Genomic DNA, 15,141 nt, shown 5'->3' with positions numbered 1-15,141 from the left:
CCGGTGGCGCCGCACACCCGCGTGCGCCACCGCCCGGCGGCGCACGGCGCCCGCCCCCGATCCACCCGCCGCCCGCGGCCGGGAGAAACCGAGGCATCCGTGAGAACCGCATCCCCGCCGCTCGCCCTGGAGGCGGCCGACGCGCCGACCCAGCCCTACGGCTACCGGCGCCACGAGGCGATCGAGCCCGACTGGCGCCGTTTCCCCGCCTGGCGGCACGTCACGGCCGCGCAATGGCGCGACCCGCAGTGGCAACGCGCGCACTGCGTGAAGGGAGTACGACAGTTGCGCGAGGTGGCCGGAGCCGGGCTGGACGACACCTTCTATGCCGATCTCGCCACCGACCAGCAGCAGTTCGCGACGATGCCGATCCTGCTCACCCCGCAGGTCCTCAACACCGTCGCCCCGCTCACCGCACCCGACGCGGCCGCCTGGTACGCCGACCCCGTCCGCCGCTACATGCTGCCCGTCGCCAGCGACCGGCACCCCCGGTGGCCCAGCCATCCGCTCGCCTCCCGCGACTCCCTGCACGAGGCCGAGATGTGGGTCGTCGAGGGGCTCACCCACCGCTATCCGACCAAGGTCCTCGCCGAACTCGTCACCACCTGCCCCCAGTACTGCGGGCACTGCACCCGCATGGACCTGGTCGGCACCTCCACCCCACAGGTCGACAAGTACCGCTTCGTACTGCGCCCCACCGACCGCCTCGACCGGATGATCGCCTATCTCAAGGCCACCCCCGCGGTCCGCGACGTCGTCGTCTCCGGCGGGGACGTCGCCAACGTGCCCTGGCCGCGGCTGCGTTCGTTCGTCGACCGGCTGCTCGACCTGGACAACGTGCGCGACATCCGGCTCGCCAGCAAGGGCCTGATCGGACTGCCCCAGCACTGGCTCGCCCCCGACGTCCTCGACGGCATGGCCGAACTCACCGCCAAGGCGTCCGTGCGCGGTGTCTCCCTGGCCATGCACACCCACGCCAACAACGTCCAGCAGGTCACCCCCCTGGTCGCCGAGGCGTCCCGCGCACTGCTCGCGGCCGGACTGCGCGACGTACGCAACCAGGGCGTCCTGCTGCACGGCGTCAACCACACGCCCGAGGCCCTGCTCGACCTGTGCTTCGCGCTCCTCGACAGCGCCCAGATCACGCCGTACTACTTCTACCTCTGCGACATCGTGCCGTCCGCCGAGCACTGGCGGCTCCCACTCGCCGAGGCCCAGCGCCTGCAGCACGCCATCATGGGCTACCTGCCCGGTTTCGCCACCCCCCGCCTGGTCTGCGACGTGCCCTATGTCGGCAAGCGCTGGGTGCACCAGGCCGAGGGCTACGACCGCGAACTCGGCATCTCCGACTGGTCGAAGAACTACCTGACCTCGGTCGAGCACGGCGACCCGCAGGCGCTGCGCCGCGTCCACCACTACTACGACCCGCTGCACACCCTGCCCGAGGCGGGACAGGCGCACTGGGCGCAGTGGCAGCCGGGGGACGACCGGTGAACGGCGCCGCTCGCGAGCCGAGTTCGCCCCTCGGACTGCACCGGGTCGTGGAACCGGCCGGGGTGCTGCCCCAGGCCGCCCGCCGGCTCGACCCCGACGCCCCGCTGCACGAGGACGAGGTGCGCGTCGACGTCGAGCACCTCAACCTCGACGCGGCCTCCTACCGCCAGCTCCACGAGGCCCACGGCGGTGACGGGGAGGCCGTGCGCGAGGCGGTGTGCCGCATCGTGCGCGAGCGCGGCAAGATGCACAACCCGGTGACCGGCTCCGGCGGAATGCTGATCGGCACCGTGGCCGAGACCGGACCGCGCTCCCCGCTGGGCCTCAAGCCGGGCGACCGGGTGGCGAGCCTGGTCTCGCTCACCCTGACCCCGCTGACGCTCACCGACGGGCTGCGCGACTGGGACGGGCTGAGCGAGCGGGCACCGGCCCGCGGGCACGCCGTCCTCTTCGGCCGTTCGATCGCCGCCGCGCTCCCCGCCGACCTGCCCGACGAACTGTCCCTCGCGGTCCTGGACGTGTGCGGAGCACCCGCGCTGACCGCCCGCACCGTCGCCGACCACACCGCCCGCACCGGTGTCACGCCCACGGTCGCGGTACTCGGCGCGGCCGGCAAGTCCGGCAGCCTGGCCCTCGCGGCGGCCCGCCGGGCCGGTGCCCGCCGTCTCGTGGGGGTCGTGCCCGACGCGGCCGAAGAGGCCGCGCTCACCCGCTCCGGCCTCGCCGACACGGTCGTGCGGGCCGATGCCCGCGACGCGGTCGCGCTCGGCGAGCGCCTGGCGGACTGCGGCGGCCCGGTCGACATCACCGTGGTCTGCACCGATGTCCCCGGCTGCGAACACGCGGCGATCCTCGCCACCCGCGACGGCGGCACCGTGATCTTCTTCTCGATGGCGACGTCCTTCCCCGCCGCCGCGCTCGGCGCCGAGGGCCTGCGGGCCGACGTCACCATGCTCATCGGCAACGGCTACCAGCCCGGACACGCCCAGCAGGCGCTGGACCTCGTGCGCACGAACCCGGGTGTGCGGGGGCTGTTCGACCGGCGGCTGCGACGCGAGGACCCCCCGGTCGGGGCCCCGGCCGTGTCCCGGTCCGCTGAGTCCCGCTCCGCCCTCGACTCCGTCGCCCACCGGCCCGCCACCCCCACCGGCAAGCTCGGGCTCGATCCTCAGCTGGTGAGCCGTGCGCGGGAGTTGGCGGTTCGCGCCGGGCGCCCGGTGGTGGACCTCGCGCGGTCCCACACCACCGTCGCCGTCGAACGGGCCGCGCTGCGCCTGGCGGGGCTCTCCGGCGCCGACGCCGAGGGCATCCCCTGGGCCAACCGCCTGGTGGACGCCGTACGCGACCAGGTCGGTCTCGAACACGGTGTCGCCCTGCCGGTGTGGCACGCGCTGCGCACCGGCGCGGGCCGTGACCTCACCGACCTCGCCGCCCGAGCCACCGCCCGGGACGTGTCCTTCCGGCTGCCCGAGGGGGCCGAGGCCACCGCGGCCGTGCGGACCGCCCACCGGGCCATGGCCGGCGGACTGGGCGTCATCGACACCCGCCGCCGGGAACGCGAACGCCTGGTGAGTCGATGGGGCGGGGCCCGCGGACCGCTCGTCTACCTGATCGTGGCCACCGGCGACATCTACGAGGACATCCGCCAGGCGGCCGCCGCGGCCCGCGGCGGCGCCGACGTCATCGCGGTCATCCGCTCCACGGGGCAGTCGCTGCTCGACTACGTGCCCCACGGCGCCACCCGCGAGGGCTACGCCGGCACCTACGCCACCCAGGAGAACTTCCGCCTGATGCGGGCCGCGCTCGACGAGGTCTCCGCCGAACTCGGCCGCTACATCCGCCTGACCAACTACGCGTCGGGGCTGTGCATGCCGGAGATCGCCGTCCTGGCGGGTTTCGAACGCCTCGACATGATGCTCAACGACTCGATGTACGGCATCCTCTTCCGCGACATCAACCCCGTCCGCACCTTCGTCGACCAGCGGTTCTCCCGCCAACTGCACGCACGCGCGGGCATCGTGATCAACACCGGCGAGGACAACTACCTCACCACCGCCGACGCCGTGCAGGCCGCACACACCGTGACGGCCAGTCAGCTGCTGAACGAGTACTTCGGCAAGGAGGCCGGGCTCAGCGATGCCCAACTCGGCCTCGGCCACGCCTTCGAGATCGATCCGGACCTGCCGGACTCGTTCCGCATGGAGTTGTCCCACGCCCTGCTGGCCCGTGAGCTGTTCCCCGACGCCCCCTTGAAGTGGATGCCGCCGACCCGGCACATGACGGGCGACGTCTTCCGCGGCTACCTGCTCAACGGGTTCTTCAACCTGGCCGGTGCGCTGACCCGGCAGGACATCCTGCTCGTCGGCATGATGACCGAGGCGGTCGTCACACCGTTCCTCTCCGACCGGGACCTGGCGCTGCAGAACGTCCGCTATGTGAGGGAGGCCGCCGGCGCCCTGGAGGAGGACTTCCGCCCCGCCCCCGGCGGGATGATCGCCCGCCGTGCCGACCACGTGCTGCGCGAGGCCGTCGACCTGCTGGAACGGATCTGCGACCGCGGCCTGCTGGACGCCATCGCCGCGGGCACCTTCGGCGGCATGCGCCGGCCCGTCGACGGCGGCCGCGGCCGGGACGGAGTCGCCGAACGGGCCCCGGGATACCGCAATCCCGCTATCGAACTGCTGGAGAAGTCCGCGGACTTCGACTGTGAACGCGAAGGGGAAGACCAGCCATGACCACACCCGCCGGTCCACCGTCCGCGGTCCGCCCCTACGGCGACACGACCGACGACGGCATGGTTCAGCTGTCGTTCACCCTCCCGCTGCCGCACGGGCCGCTCGCCGAGGCGACCGCTCTCCAACTGGCGCGCCGGATGGGCCTGGAGCGCCCGCTGCTGGTGCACGCCCGCCCGGTCGGCGCCGAGTTCACCTTCTTCGTCGTCTACGGCCCCGTCGTGCACCGGGTGGAACTGGACTCGGTGGACGTCATGGAGCGGGAGTACCCGCTGTTGTCCGCCCAGGAGGTCGACGAGACGCTGCACGGGCGACTGGGCCGAGAACTGGTCGTGGTGGGCGCCTGTATCGGCACCGACGCCCACACCGTCGGCATCGACGCCATCCTCAACATCAAGGGCTTCGCGGGCCAGAAGGGCCTTGAGTACTACCACTCGATGCGCGTGGTGAACCTCGGCGCGCAGGTCGCGGTCGCCGACCTGGCGCGCCGGGCGGTGAGCGAGGGCGCCGACGCCGTCCTGGTCTCCCAGGCCGTCACCCAGCGCGACGCCCACCTGGCCAATGTGCGCGAACTCGGCGCGGAACTGGACGTGGCCTTCGCGGGCCGCACCCGGCCGCTGCTCGTGGTCGGCGGACCGCGCTTCGATCCGGCGATGGCCGCCGAGATAGGCGCGGACCGGGTCTTCGGCCGCGGAACGACCCCCGACGACGTTGCCAGCTATCTCACCCACGCCCTCACCGCGGCCCGTGACGGCCAGGTCGCCGCGGGCACGCGGGCCCGGATCGGAGACGCCGTATGACCCCGCCCCGCCGCGCAGGCGGCCCCGCCCCCACCGACCGCCTCGACTCCCGTTTCCGGGCGGTGGCCGCCCGCGGACCCGCCCGTACCGCCGTTACGGACACCTACGGCCCGCTCACCTACGGCGAGTTGGCCGAGCAGGCCGCCACCGTCACCCGTGCCCTGCGCGACCGGGTGGCTCCCGGGCAGCCTGTCGCGCTGCGCGCGGGCCGCTCCCGGCACGCCCTGGCCGCGCTCCTCGGCATCCTGGGGGCCGGAGCGTCCTATCTGCCGATAGACCCCGGCTACCCGGAACAACGGCGGCGCCACCTCCTGGAGGACTCCGGCACCCAACTCGTCGTCACCGACGGGGCGTTGGCACCCGACGAGACACCGCTGGCGGAACTGGGACCGCTCCGGCTCGCCGCCCGGCCGCCCGTGCCCGGCTCCGCAGTGCTCCCACCCGACACGGCCTACATCATCTACACCTCCGGCTCCACCGGTGTCCCCAAGGGGTGCGTCGTCGGGCACGCCCAGGTCCTCGCCCTGCTGGACGCGGCCGTGCCGCTCTTCGGCAGCGGGGCCGACGACGTGTGGTCCCTGTTCCACTCGTGGAGCTTCGACTTCAGTGTCTGGGAGATCTGGGGCGCCCTGCTGTACGGCGGCCGGGCGGTCGTGGTCGACCAGGAGACAGCCACGGATCCGGACGCCTTCGCGGCCCTGCTGGCGGCCGAACGGGTCACCGTGCTCGACCAGGTGCCCTCCGCGTTCGGCAACCTGGTCACCGAGGCGACCGCGAGCGGTCTGCGGCTGCCCGCGCTGCGCCATGTCGTCCTCGGCGGCGAGGCGTTGGTCCCCGACGACATCCGCCGCTGGTGGGCGGCCGGCGTCGCACCCGGCGCGGCGGTGACCAACATGTACGGGATCACCGAGACCACGGTGCACGTCACCCACTGTCGGCTGACCCCGGAGATACTCCGCGAGGCCGGTCCCGGACGCACCCCGATCGGACGACCGTTGGAGCATCTGGACGTCCAACTCCGTGACGAGACCGGCCGGCCGGTGCCACCGGGAGAGCGTGGCGAGTTGTGGGTGGGCGGTGCCGGCGTGAGCCACGGCTATCTCGGCCGGCCCGAACTGACCGCGGAACGCTTCCCCCGGGCCCCCGAGGGCGGCGGTCGCCGCTACCGCAGCGGCGACTGGGCGGTCGCCGACGCCGAGGGCTTCCTCCACTACGTCGGCCGGATGGACGGCCAGGTGAAACTGCGCGGCTTCCGCATCGAACTCGGCGAGGTGGAAGCCGCGTTGCGAGCGCTGCCCGGGGTGCTCGGAGCCGCCTGCCTGGTCGACGACGCCGGCCGCACACCCGCACTCGCCGCCTTCGTCGTCGCCGACCGCGACACGCTCCCTCCGGCGCGGGTACGAGAGTTGCTCGCCGGGCGGCTGCCCGTCCACATGCTGCCGCAGGCGTTGCACTATCTCGATCGGCTCCCGGTCACCCCGCACGGCAAGCTCGACCGGACCGCCCTCGTGGCGGCGCGCACCGGCGGCCGGGACCCGGGCGCCGCCCGGGTCTCCATCCCCTGACAACCCCACCACACGAAGTGGAGACCCTCATGCCCATCGAATTCATCGGAATGATCGGAACCAAGGACTCCGAGAGCGGTCCGCACGGGCCCGACGTGGACCCGGAGTTCACGCTGCGCTCTGCACGCGTGCACGAGGACGCCGGGTTCGACCGCGTGCTCATCGGCCACAGCTCCAGCTCGCCCGACGGCGCGCAGATCGCCGCCTATGTGGCGGCCCGCACCGAGCGCCTCGGTCTGCTGCTGGCCCACCGTCCGGGTGTGGTGGAGCCCACCATGGCCGCCCGGTCCTTCGCCACTCTTGACCACTTCAGCGGCGGCCGGCTCGCCGTTCACGTCATCTCCGGCGGAAACGACGCCGAACAGCGGCGCGACGGGGACTATTTGGACAAGGACGACCGCTACGCCCGTACGGACGAGTTCCTCGACGTGCTGAAGGGCGCGTGGGGCGAGCCGGAAGGCTTCGGCCACGAGGGCCGCTTCTACCGCTTCGACGACTTCCGTTCCGAGGTCCGGCCCCTGCAACGGCCGCGTGTGCCGCTGTACTTCGGGGGCTCGTCGGCCGCTGCCCTGCGCGTCGGCGGCCGGCACGCGGATGTGTTCGCGCTGTGGGGCGAGCCGTTGGCGCAGACCGCCGAGCAGATCGCCGCCGTACAGGCCGCGGCCCGGGCGGCCGGACGCGCCGAGCCGCCCAGGATCAGTGTGTCGTTCCGGCCGATCCTCGGCCGGACCGAGGACGAGGCCTGGGAGCGGGCCTACGGCATTCTGGACACCATCCGGCAGCGGGGGACCGCGGGTTCCTTCTTCGACCGCAGCCGTCCGCCGCTGCCGCTCGGCCCGTCGGCGAGCCCGGAGAACACCGGATCACAGCGGCTGCTGGCCGCTGCCGCGATGGGCGAGCGGCACGATCGCGCCCTGTGGACGGCGCCTGCGGCCGCCACCGGAGCGGCCGGCAACTCCACCGCCCTGGTGGGCACTCCGGAGACAGTGGCGCAGGCGCTGCTGGACTACGTCGACATCGGCGTGACCACATTCCTGCTGCGTGGTTACGAACCGCTGCGGGACGCCGAGGAGTTCGGGAGGTCGCTGCTGCCGTTGGTGCGCCAGGAAGTCGAACGGAGGGGACGGCCGGCGCTGGTGGCCGGCTGAGATCGTGTCACCCGGGGGATGCGCTGCACGAAGGCCGGGGGCGGTGACGGTGAACACCGCCTGTGCCCCCGGCCTTCGTACAGGTGGAGAGACTCAGATCTGTGTGAGACCGAACTCGTGGAGCCGGGTGGCCTGCAGGGCCAGCAGCATCAGGTGCGCCCGGTTGCTGACGCCCGCCTTGCCGCGGATACGGCGCAAATAGGTGTCCACCGTGTGCGGACTCAGGTTCATCCGGCGCGCGATGGAGGTGTAGGTGTGTCCCTCGGCGAGATGGCCGAGCACTTCCAGCTCGCGGTCGCTGAGGAGGTTCAGGGTGTCGGTGGCGAACGGTCTCACAGGGGTGCCTTTCATGAGTGAGGAGGACCGCGCGGCCGGGCGCTCACGCAGGCTCACAGGGCGGGCGCTGCCGGCCTCGCCGTCCGCGAGCCGCTGACGCGGGCGGTGAGTTCGGCGTGGGTCAGGTGGTGGTCGCCGAGTTCTGCCGCGGGGAGGTCGGGGGTCGCGGCTGCCTGGCGCAGGAATGTGTCGAGGAAATGTCCGGGATCTGCTGGTGTCACGGAAATCTCCATGAGGGCGGTGACGGACGGGCGATGACCACAGAGCCGGCAGGGAGCCGGTCTGTCGTCCCGGTCTCCCTGCTTCGGCGGTTGCGGGCAGACATGGGTGGACGTGGGCGGACGTCCCGGAGGGAGGGTGTGTGCGAGGGCGATCATCGATCGGTGTGGTCACACTAACCGCGCGAGGACAGCCAGAACGGCACTGTCACAGGCACTCTGAGCGGCACTTCGGGACACGGGTCGCGCCACTCACACCTCCCGGCCCGCGGCAGGCAAGGTCACGCGGGACAGTGGCGAGGGCAGGATCCACAGGCAGGCGGTGAGTGCCCCGGCCGCCGCGATCCACAGCGTGGCCCGTAGTCCCAGTGGTCCGGCGAGAGCACCCGAGAGCAGCGCGGCGAGTGGCCGCATACCGAGGTTCACTCCCTGGTAGGCGCCGAACACACTGGACCGCATGGCGTCCGGGACCAGCGAGGTCAGCAGGGTGGCTGCGGTGATGTCGATCCAGATGACGCCCATCGCCGAACCGAACTGGGCGCCGACGAGCATGAGCAGGACCGCGGGTCCGGACCCGTGGGCCGCGGGGATCAACAGCAGTGGAGCGGGGGTCGCCAGGCAGCCGAGCAGAAGGGTCCGGCCCACCCCGAGACGGCGGGTGAGCGGGGTCGCGGAGACGGCCCCCACCACCGCGCCGACGGCTCCCGCGCCCAGCACCGTGCCAAGAAGCCCAGCGCCGAGGCCCAGGGTGGTGGTGGCGTACAGGACGAAGAGGGTGGTGGTGACGAAGCAGAAGAAGTTGAGCGTGGCCGTGGCGGCCAGCGCCGCCCGGATGGCCCGGGAGCGGGCAATGAACCGGCCTGCTGTCCGCAGTCGTACGCGGTTCTGCGAGGGCGGCGCCTCCTGCGGGGCGATACGGGCCAGGAACGCCGCCGAGACGAGGTACGACAGCGCGTCCACGAGCAGAGCGATCGGCGCGGAAGACAGCTGCACCAGAAAGCCACCGGCGCTGGGCCCGACGACCTTCGCCATGGCCCGGCTGCCGCTGCCGAGCGCGTTGCCGGCCACGTAATCGCCCGGCGGCACCAGCGCCTTGAACAGCGGCGGATTGCACACCTCGAAAAGTACCGACAGCAGGCCGACGCCGAAGGCCACCGTGAAGAGGACGGTGAACGTCAGCGTGCCGAGGGCGTACACGAGGGGCAGACCGAGGAGCAGGGTGAAGCGGCCCAGGTCGGCGGCGATCATGACACGGCGGCGGTGCCTGCGACCGTCCGCCCACAGTCCGGCGCAGGGCCCGAACAGGAGGTGCGGCAGCCAGACCGCGGCACCGAGATAGCCGATATGGGCCGCGTCGGCGTGCACGACGGTGACGGCGATGAGGGGGATGGCGAGGGCGGATACCTGGTCGCCGAGGTACGACACCGTCTGCGCCGTCCAGTAGCGGCGGAACGCGGTGTCGTACAGCAGTCCGGGGATCCAGGACAGGAAGCGAGAGCGAGTAGCCGGCCGGGGTGCGGGGGCGGCGGTCTCCTCAGGGGCGGAGGCGTGCACGGGAGGGCCTTCCTGTGGTCGTCGGGCATGACGTGCGGAGAGATGCCCGTGGACGCACGGCATGCCGAGACCGGAGAGAACCGCCGACGCGACGACGCAGGCAGCTCCGCAACACGGCATGGCGCACGGCCACGACCGTTCGATGACCCAGGTCCCCCGGCAGCCGGAGGACGACCCCGGAGGTGGTCCGCGCTGAGCGCGTGACCCGGCCGGGGTTACGGTGCGGACCGCCCGTCCCACCCGCCCAGCCGAGCCCTCACGATAGCGCGGCCGCCTTCACCCGTCGCCCCCCCCCACCCGCTGAACCACGCCTCCCCGCACCGGACTTCGGCGGTTCCGGGACTTGGGCCGCCGCACGGAATCGGTGGCTCCCGAGACCTCCCAGTCGTCCGCCCAGCCGATGATGTCCACCGACCGCTTCCGCCGCCGTGAGAACGTCGTCACGCTGCCGCTCAGGGGAGGACGTGGCCGCCTTCCACCGCGACAGCCGACGCACTCCCAGCAGCCGACGGCCACCCCCAGGACGATCCAGCTCATCCCAGGAAGCTCAACCGCACGTGACGGTTGGGGTTGTCCCTGTTCGTGTCCACCAGACAGACCGACTGCCACGTCCCCAGCTCCAGGCTTCCGTCCACCACGGGCAGGGTCGCGTGCGGCGGGACGATGGCGGGGAGGACGTGGTCGCGGCCGTGGCCGGGGCTGCCGTGACGGTGTTGCCAGCGGTCGTCAGCGGGGAGCAGGGAGTGCAGCACGGCGAGGAGGTCGTCGTCGCTGCCGGCGCCCGTCTCGATGATGGCGATTCCGGCGGTGGCGTGAGGGACGAAGACGTTCAGGAGACCGTCGCGGCCCGCCGCGACCTCGCGGAGGAAGGCCTCGCAGTCGCGGGTGAGGTCGACGACCGTCTCCGACGTACCGGAGGAGATGTTCAGGACCTGCGTGGTGAAGGCATCGGACATGCCTCAATCCTCTCCCATACGCCGGATTCCGCACCCGATCGAGGCCGCCGCGGGCCCGCCCGGTTCCCCTGCGCCCCGCCGGTGTTGCGGGCGGCACGGGCTCTCGCGCACGATGTCGCCGGAGGTCTGGTCCCGGCCTGCGGCGACGGTCCGTCCGACCGGTCGGGGGCGGCCGGTCGGGGGCAGCCGCTGGGGCGGGTTCGTCGGGTGGCTCACAGTGCGGCGTCCGACGGGAAGATCCCGGAACCCGGTCCGGTTGGTAGAAGCGTGAACGACACCTGGGTAAGCGTGCGCGAGGTCGATGTGGTCGTCATCGGCGCGGGCCAGGCCGGTCTGGCCGCCGCCTACCATCTGCGGCGCACCGGCTTCGAGCCCGAGCGGGACTTCGTCGTGCTCGACCACGCGCCGCACCCCGGCGGAGCCTGGCAGTTCCGCTGGCCGTCGCTGACGTACGGCAAGGTGCACGGGATGCACTCCCTGCCCGGCATGGACCTCACGGACGCCGACCCCGCCCGCCCCTCCTCCGAGGTCGTCTCGGAGTACTTCGACGCCTACGAGCGCACCTTCGACCTGCGGGTACGGAGGCCGGTCGATGTCAGGGCGGTCCGGGAGGGGCCCGGCGGGCGGCTGCTCGTGGAGACCGGCGACGGTACGTGGTCGGCCCGGGCGCTGATCAACGCGACGGGCACCTGGGACCGCCCGTTCTGGCCGCGCTATCCGGGCCAGGAGACCTTCCGCGGACGGCAGTTGCACACGGCGCGGTATCCGGGCCCCGAGTGGTTCGCCGGGCGGCGCGTGGTCGTCGTGGGCGGCGGCGCCTCCGGCACCCAGCATCTGATGGAGATCGCCGCCCACGCGGCGGATACCACCTGGGTCACCCGGCGGCCCCCGGTCTTCCGCGAGGGCCCGTTCACCGAGGAGTTCGGCCGGGCCGCCGTCGCGCTCGTCGAGGAGCGGGTCCGGCAGGGGCTTCCGCCCCGGAGCGTCGTCTCGGTCACCGGACTGCCGCTGAACGACGCGATCCGGCGGGCACTGGCCGACGGTGTGCTGGACCGGCTGCCGATGTTCGACCGGATCACCCCGGACGGCGTGGAGTGGGCGGACGGGCGGCGCGTGGACGCCGACGTGATCCTGTGGGCGACCGGTTTCCGGGCCGCCATCGACCATCTGGCCCCGCTGCGGCTGCGCGAGCGGGGCGGCGGCATCCGCGTCGAGGGGACGCGCGCGGTCGCCGATCCACGGATCCACCTGGTCGGCTACGGGCCGTCGGCGAGCACCATCGGCGCCAACCGGGCCGGACCGGCCGCCGTACGGGACATCAGGCGACTGCTGGCGGACGCGCCGGTCGCACCGCTCACGTCTGACGCGCCGGTCGCCGTGTGATGCCCCGTACGCCACTCGGTTCGTGTCAGTTCGTGGGGGTGACCGCGGGTGTGACGGTGACTGCGGGCGTGACCGGCGGAGACGTCACGGGAGGGATCGTGGGAGCAGCCACGGGAGGGACCGCGGGAGTGGCCACGGGAGGGACCGTGACAGAGGGCGCGGGAGGGACCGTGGGAGAGGCCGCGGGCGAGTCCGTGGGCGACTCGGCGGGGGACGCCGAGGGCGACTCCGCCGGGGACGCGCTCCTGTGGTTCCGGTTGAACTCGGCGACGTTGCGCTGGTGCTCCTCGTAGCTGGCCGTGAAGCGCGTGTCGCCCGGCTTGACGGTGACGAAGTACAGCCAGTCACCCGGGGGCGGGTTGATCGCGACGCGCATCGCGTCCTCGCCCGGGTTGGCGATCGGTGTGGGCGGCAGGCCCATGCGCCGATAGGAGTTGTACGGGCTGTTGAGCCTCGTGTCGGCCTGGCTGGTGCTCAGGGTGGAGCGGTTCAGCGCGTAGTTGATGGTGGAGTCCATCTGCAACGGCATACCGCGCTCCAGGCGGTTGTAGATGACCCGGGCCACCTTGCCCATGTCCGCCTTGGTCGCGGCCTCCGCCTGCACGATGCTCGCGATGGTGACCGCCTGATAGACGTTCATCGCGTTGCGCTGCGCGCCCGCGGCGATCGGCGCTCCGTTGAACCTCTTGTTGGCGGTGTCGACCATGAACGTCAGCAACGACTCCGGAGTCGCCTTCTCGCCGATCGGATACGTCGCCGGGAAGAGATAGCCCTCGGGGTTGCCCCGGGCGTCGTTCGGGAGCTTGAGGTCGGCTTTGGCCAGGGACTTCTTGGTGGTGCCGGCGGGCACCCGGAGAGCCTTGTCGACGGCCGCGTAGACCTGTCCGGAGCGCCAGCCCTCCGGAACGACGAGCGACGTCGGGCGCGCGTCGTTCCTCATGCTCAGCAGCGGCACCGCCACGGCGGCGGCCGCCACGACGGCTCCGGTCGCGATGAGGGCGACCCGGCCCCGGCGCGTCAGTCGAATCGTTCTCCGTGGCGGAGTGTTCATCTGCATACCGGGCACGGTAGCCCTCTAATGCACACAAACCCGGCATATCGTCATCTTGTCGGCTCCAGTTGGGCGTCCCGGTGGACGAGGGCGGCGTAGCGCCCCTCCTGGGCCAGCAGTTCCTCGTGCGTGCCGCGCTCGACCGCGTGACCCGAGTCGAGGACCACGATCTGGTCGGCGCTCCGGATCGTGGACAGCCGGTGCGCGATCGTGAGCGTGGTGCGGTTGGCCGACAGGGCGTCGATGGCCTCCTGGACGGCATGCTCCGTGCGGGTGTCCAGGGCACTGGTCGCCTCGTCGAGGATGAGCACGGGCGGGTCGCGCAGGATCGTGCGGGCGATGGCGAGGCGCTGCTTCTCGCCGCCGGAGAACCGGTGGCCGCGCTCACCGACGACCGTGTCGTACCCGTCGGGCAGTGACGCGATGTGGTCGTGGATCTGGGCCGCCCGCGCCGCCGTGTGGAGCTCCTCGTCGGTGGCGTCCGGCTTGGCGAAGCGCAGGTTCTCGGCGACCGAGGCGTGGAAGAGGTACGTCTCCTGGGAGACGACGCCGACCGCGCGCGCGAGGGTGTCGAAGTCGAGGTCGCGGACATCGATCCCGTCGAGGGTCACGCGCCCGCCCGTGACGTCGTACAGCCGCGGCACCAGATAGCTGAGCGTGGACTTGCCGGAGCCGGTCGGTCCGACGACGGCGAGGCTGCCGCCGGCCGGGACGGTGATGTCGATGCCGTCGAGGATCGGGGCGCCCTTGTCGTCGTAGCGGAACTCGACGTCCTCGAAGCGGATCTCGCCCTTGACCTCGTCGAGGTGGACGGGGTTCTCGGGCTCGGTGATGTCGATGGGCAGGTCGAGGTACTCGAAGATGCGCTGGAACAGCGCGAGCGAGGTCTGGATCTGCACACCGGTGGACAGCAGGCTGACCGTCGGCCGGAACAGGCCCTGCTGGAGGGAGACGAAGGCGACGAGCGTGCCGATCGATATGGACGGGCCGCCGAGTTGAAGGGCGACGCCCGCGGTCCAGTAGATGACGGCGGGCATGGCCGCCATGACGATACCGATGACCGACATGCGCCAGCGTCCCGCCATGTTCGACCGCACTTCGAGGTCGACGAGGCCCTCGGACTCCTCCGCGAAGGACTTCGTCAGCGAGTCGGCCCGGCCCATGGTGCGGCCGAGCAGGATGCCGCTGACGGAGAGCGATTCGGTGACGGTGGCGGCCATCGCGGCCATCTGCTTCTGGCGCTGGGTGGTGATCTTCTTGCGTTCGTTGCCGACCCGGCGGCTGATCCACACGAACACCGGCAGCAGGAGCAGGGAGACGACGGTCAGGCGCCAGTCCAGGGCCACCATCGCGATGATCGTGGCGATCACACTGGTGAGGTTGGAGACCAGCGAGGTGGCGGTGGAGGTGACGGTCGCCTGCATGCCGCCGATGTCGTTGGCGATGCGGGACTGCACCTCGCCCGTGCGCGTCCGCGTGAAGAAGGCGAGCGACATGCGCTGGAGGCGGCCGTAGACCGCCGTGCGCAGATCGTGCATCACGCGCTGGCCGACGGTCGTGGAGATCAGCGTCTGCAGGACGCCGAAGACGCCGCTCAGGACGGCACTCAGGATCATGCCGAGCGCGAGGAGGGTCAGCAGACCCGTACGCCCTTCGGGGATCGCCGTGTCCAGGATCGCCCTGAGCAGGAAGGGCGTGGCGACGCCCACGAGGGACGCGGCGCCGACCAGCAGGCCGACGATCGCAAGGCGGCCGCGGTAGGGCCGGAAGAGACTCAGGATGCGGCGCACCTGCCGTGGCTGTTCCTTGTCGGCAGGCGGGGGGCTCCAGGTCGGCTGTTCGGGACGCAATGGACTCCTAGGAAAACGGGACGACTGAGGAAATCGGACTACGAGGACATCAGT

Annotated in this window: 11 protein-coding genes and 1 pseudogene; 6 read left to right on the top strand and 6 right to left on the bottom strand. The window is 72.0% G+C overall.

Annotation, left to right across the window (positions count from 1 at the left end):
* The first annotated feature begins 99 nt into the window (after positions 1 to 99).
* The 5 genes from ACZ6KY_RS19020 to ACZ6KY_RS19000 are packed head-to-tail and all read left to right on the top strand — an operon-like array spanning position 100 to position 7,739.
* A complete protein-coding gene (locus tag ACZ6KY_RS19020; RefSeq protein WP_469311423.1) occupies positions 100 to 1,494 on the top strand; it encodes a KamA family radical SAM protein in 1,395 nt (464 codons plus the stop codon).
* On the top strand, positions 1,491 to 4,229 hold the full coding sequence (kamD, locus tag ACZ6KY_RS19015) for a lysine 5,6-aminomutase subunit alpha (RefSeq protein ID WP_469311422.1): 2,739 nt from the start codon (positions 1,491 to 1,493) through the stop codon (positions 4,227 to 4,229). The genes ACZ6KY_RS19020 and kamD overlap by 4 nt, the downstream gene beginning before the upstream one ends.
* The gene (gene kamE / locus ACZ6KY_RS19010) at positions 4,226 to 5,026 is read left to right on the top strand and encodes a lysine 5,6-aminomutase subunit beta (RefSeq protein ID WP_469311421.1); all 801 of its coding nucleotides are present in this window, start codon (positions 4,226 to 4,228) and stop codon (positions 5,024 to 5,026) included. Before kamD ends, kamE begins: the two co-directional genes overlap by 4 nt.
* The gene (locus ACZ6KY_RS19005) at positions 5,023 to 6,591 is read left to right on the top strand and encodes an amino acid adenylation domain-containing protein (protein ID WP_469311420.1); all 1,569 of its coding nucleotides are present in this window, start codon (positions 5,023 to 5,025) and stop codon (positions 6,589 to 6,591) included. The genes kamE and ACZ6KY_RS19005 overlap by 4 nt, the downstream gene beginning before the upstream one ends.
* A gap of 29 nt (positions 6,592 to 6,620) precedes the next feature.
* Positions 6,621 to 7,739: an LLM class flavin-dependent oxidoreductase gene (locus ACZ6KY_RS19000; protein WP_469311419.1), complete on the top strand. Its 1,119-nt coding sequence runs from the start codon at positions 6,621 to 6,623 to the stop codon at positions 7,737 to 7,739.
* Between the two features lie 93 nt (positions 7,740 to 7,832).
* Here the strand turns inward: ACZ6KY_RS19000 and ACZ6KY_RS18995 are convergent, their stop codons facing one another.
* The 4 genes from ACZ6KY_RS18995 to ACZ6KY_RS18980 all read right to left on the bottom strand — a co-directional run bounded on the left by ACZ6KY_RS18995 (position 7,833) and on the right by ACZ6KY_RS18980 (position 10,803).
* On the bottom strand, positions 7,833 to 8,075 hold the full coding sequence (locus ACZ6KY_RS18995; protein WP_401331983.1) for a response regulator transcription factor: 243 nt from the start codon (positions 8,073 to 8,075) through the stop codon (positions 7,833 to 7,835).
* 53 nt (positions 8,076 to 8,128) lie between these two features.
* Positions 8,129 to 8,296 (bottom strand): hypothetical protein, encoded by a 168-nt coding sequence (locus ACZ6KY_RS18990; RefSeq protein ID WP_469311418.1) that lies wholly within the window; start codon positions 8,294 to 8,296, stop codon positions 8,129 to 8,131.
* A gap of 249 nt (positions 8,297 to 8,545) precedes the next feature.
* Positions 8,546 to 9,847 (bottom strand): MFS transporter, encoded by a 1,302-nt coding sequence (locus tag ACZ6KY_RS18985; protein WP_469311417.1) that lies wholly within the window; start codon positions 9,845 to 9,847, stop codon positions 8,546 to 8,548.
* Between the two features lie 533 nt (positions 9,848 to 10,380).
* A complete protein-coding gene (locus ACZ6KY_RS18980) occupies positions 10,381 to 10,803 on the bottom strand; it encodes a secondary thiamine-phosphate synthase enzyme YjbQ (protein WP_469311416.1) in 423 nt (140 codons plus the stop codon).
* Between the two features lie 267 nt (positions 10,804 to 11,070).
* On the opposite strand from ACZ6KY_RS18980, the gene ACZ6KY_RS18975 reads away from it, so the two are divergent.
* Complete coding sequence (locus ACZ6KY_RS18975; RefSeq protein ID WP_469311415.1) at positions 11,071 to 12,186, top strand: NAD(P)-binding domain-containing protein; 1,116 nt, start codon at positions 11,071 to 11,073, stop codon at positions 12,184 to 12,186.
* A gap of 226 nt (positions 12,187 to 12,412) precedes the next feature.
* Here ACZ6KY_RS18975 and mltG read toward each other — a convergent pair.
* Positions 12,413 to 13,243, bottom strand: a pseudogene (mltG, locus tag ACZ6KY_RS18970) (endolytic transglycosylase MltG); the annotation flags it as partial.
* A 44-nt stretch (positions 13,244 to 13,287) separates the two neighbouring features.
* Positions 13,288 to 15,087 carry an ABC transporter ATP-binding protein gene (locus ACZ6KY_RS18965; protein ID WP_469311414.1) on the bottom strand — a complete coding sequence of 600 codons (1,800 nt, stop codon included), beginning with the start codon at positions 15,085 to 15,087 and terminating at the stop codon, positions 13,288 to 13,290.
* Positions 15,088 to 15,141: the final 54 nt, after the last annotated feature.

This window comes from Streptomyces sp. NPDC042002, from assembly GCF_055588305.1.
Note: the sequence above shows the minus strand (reverse complement) of the source record. Positions and strands in the feature narration are given on the sequence as shown.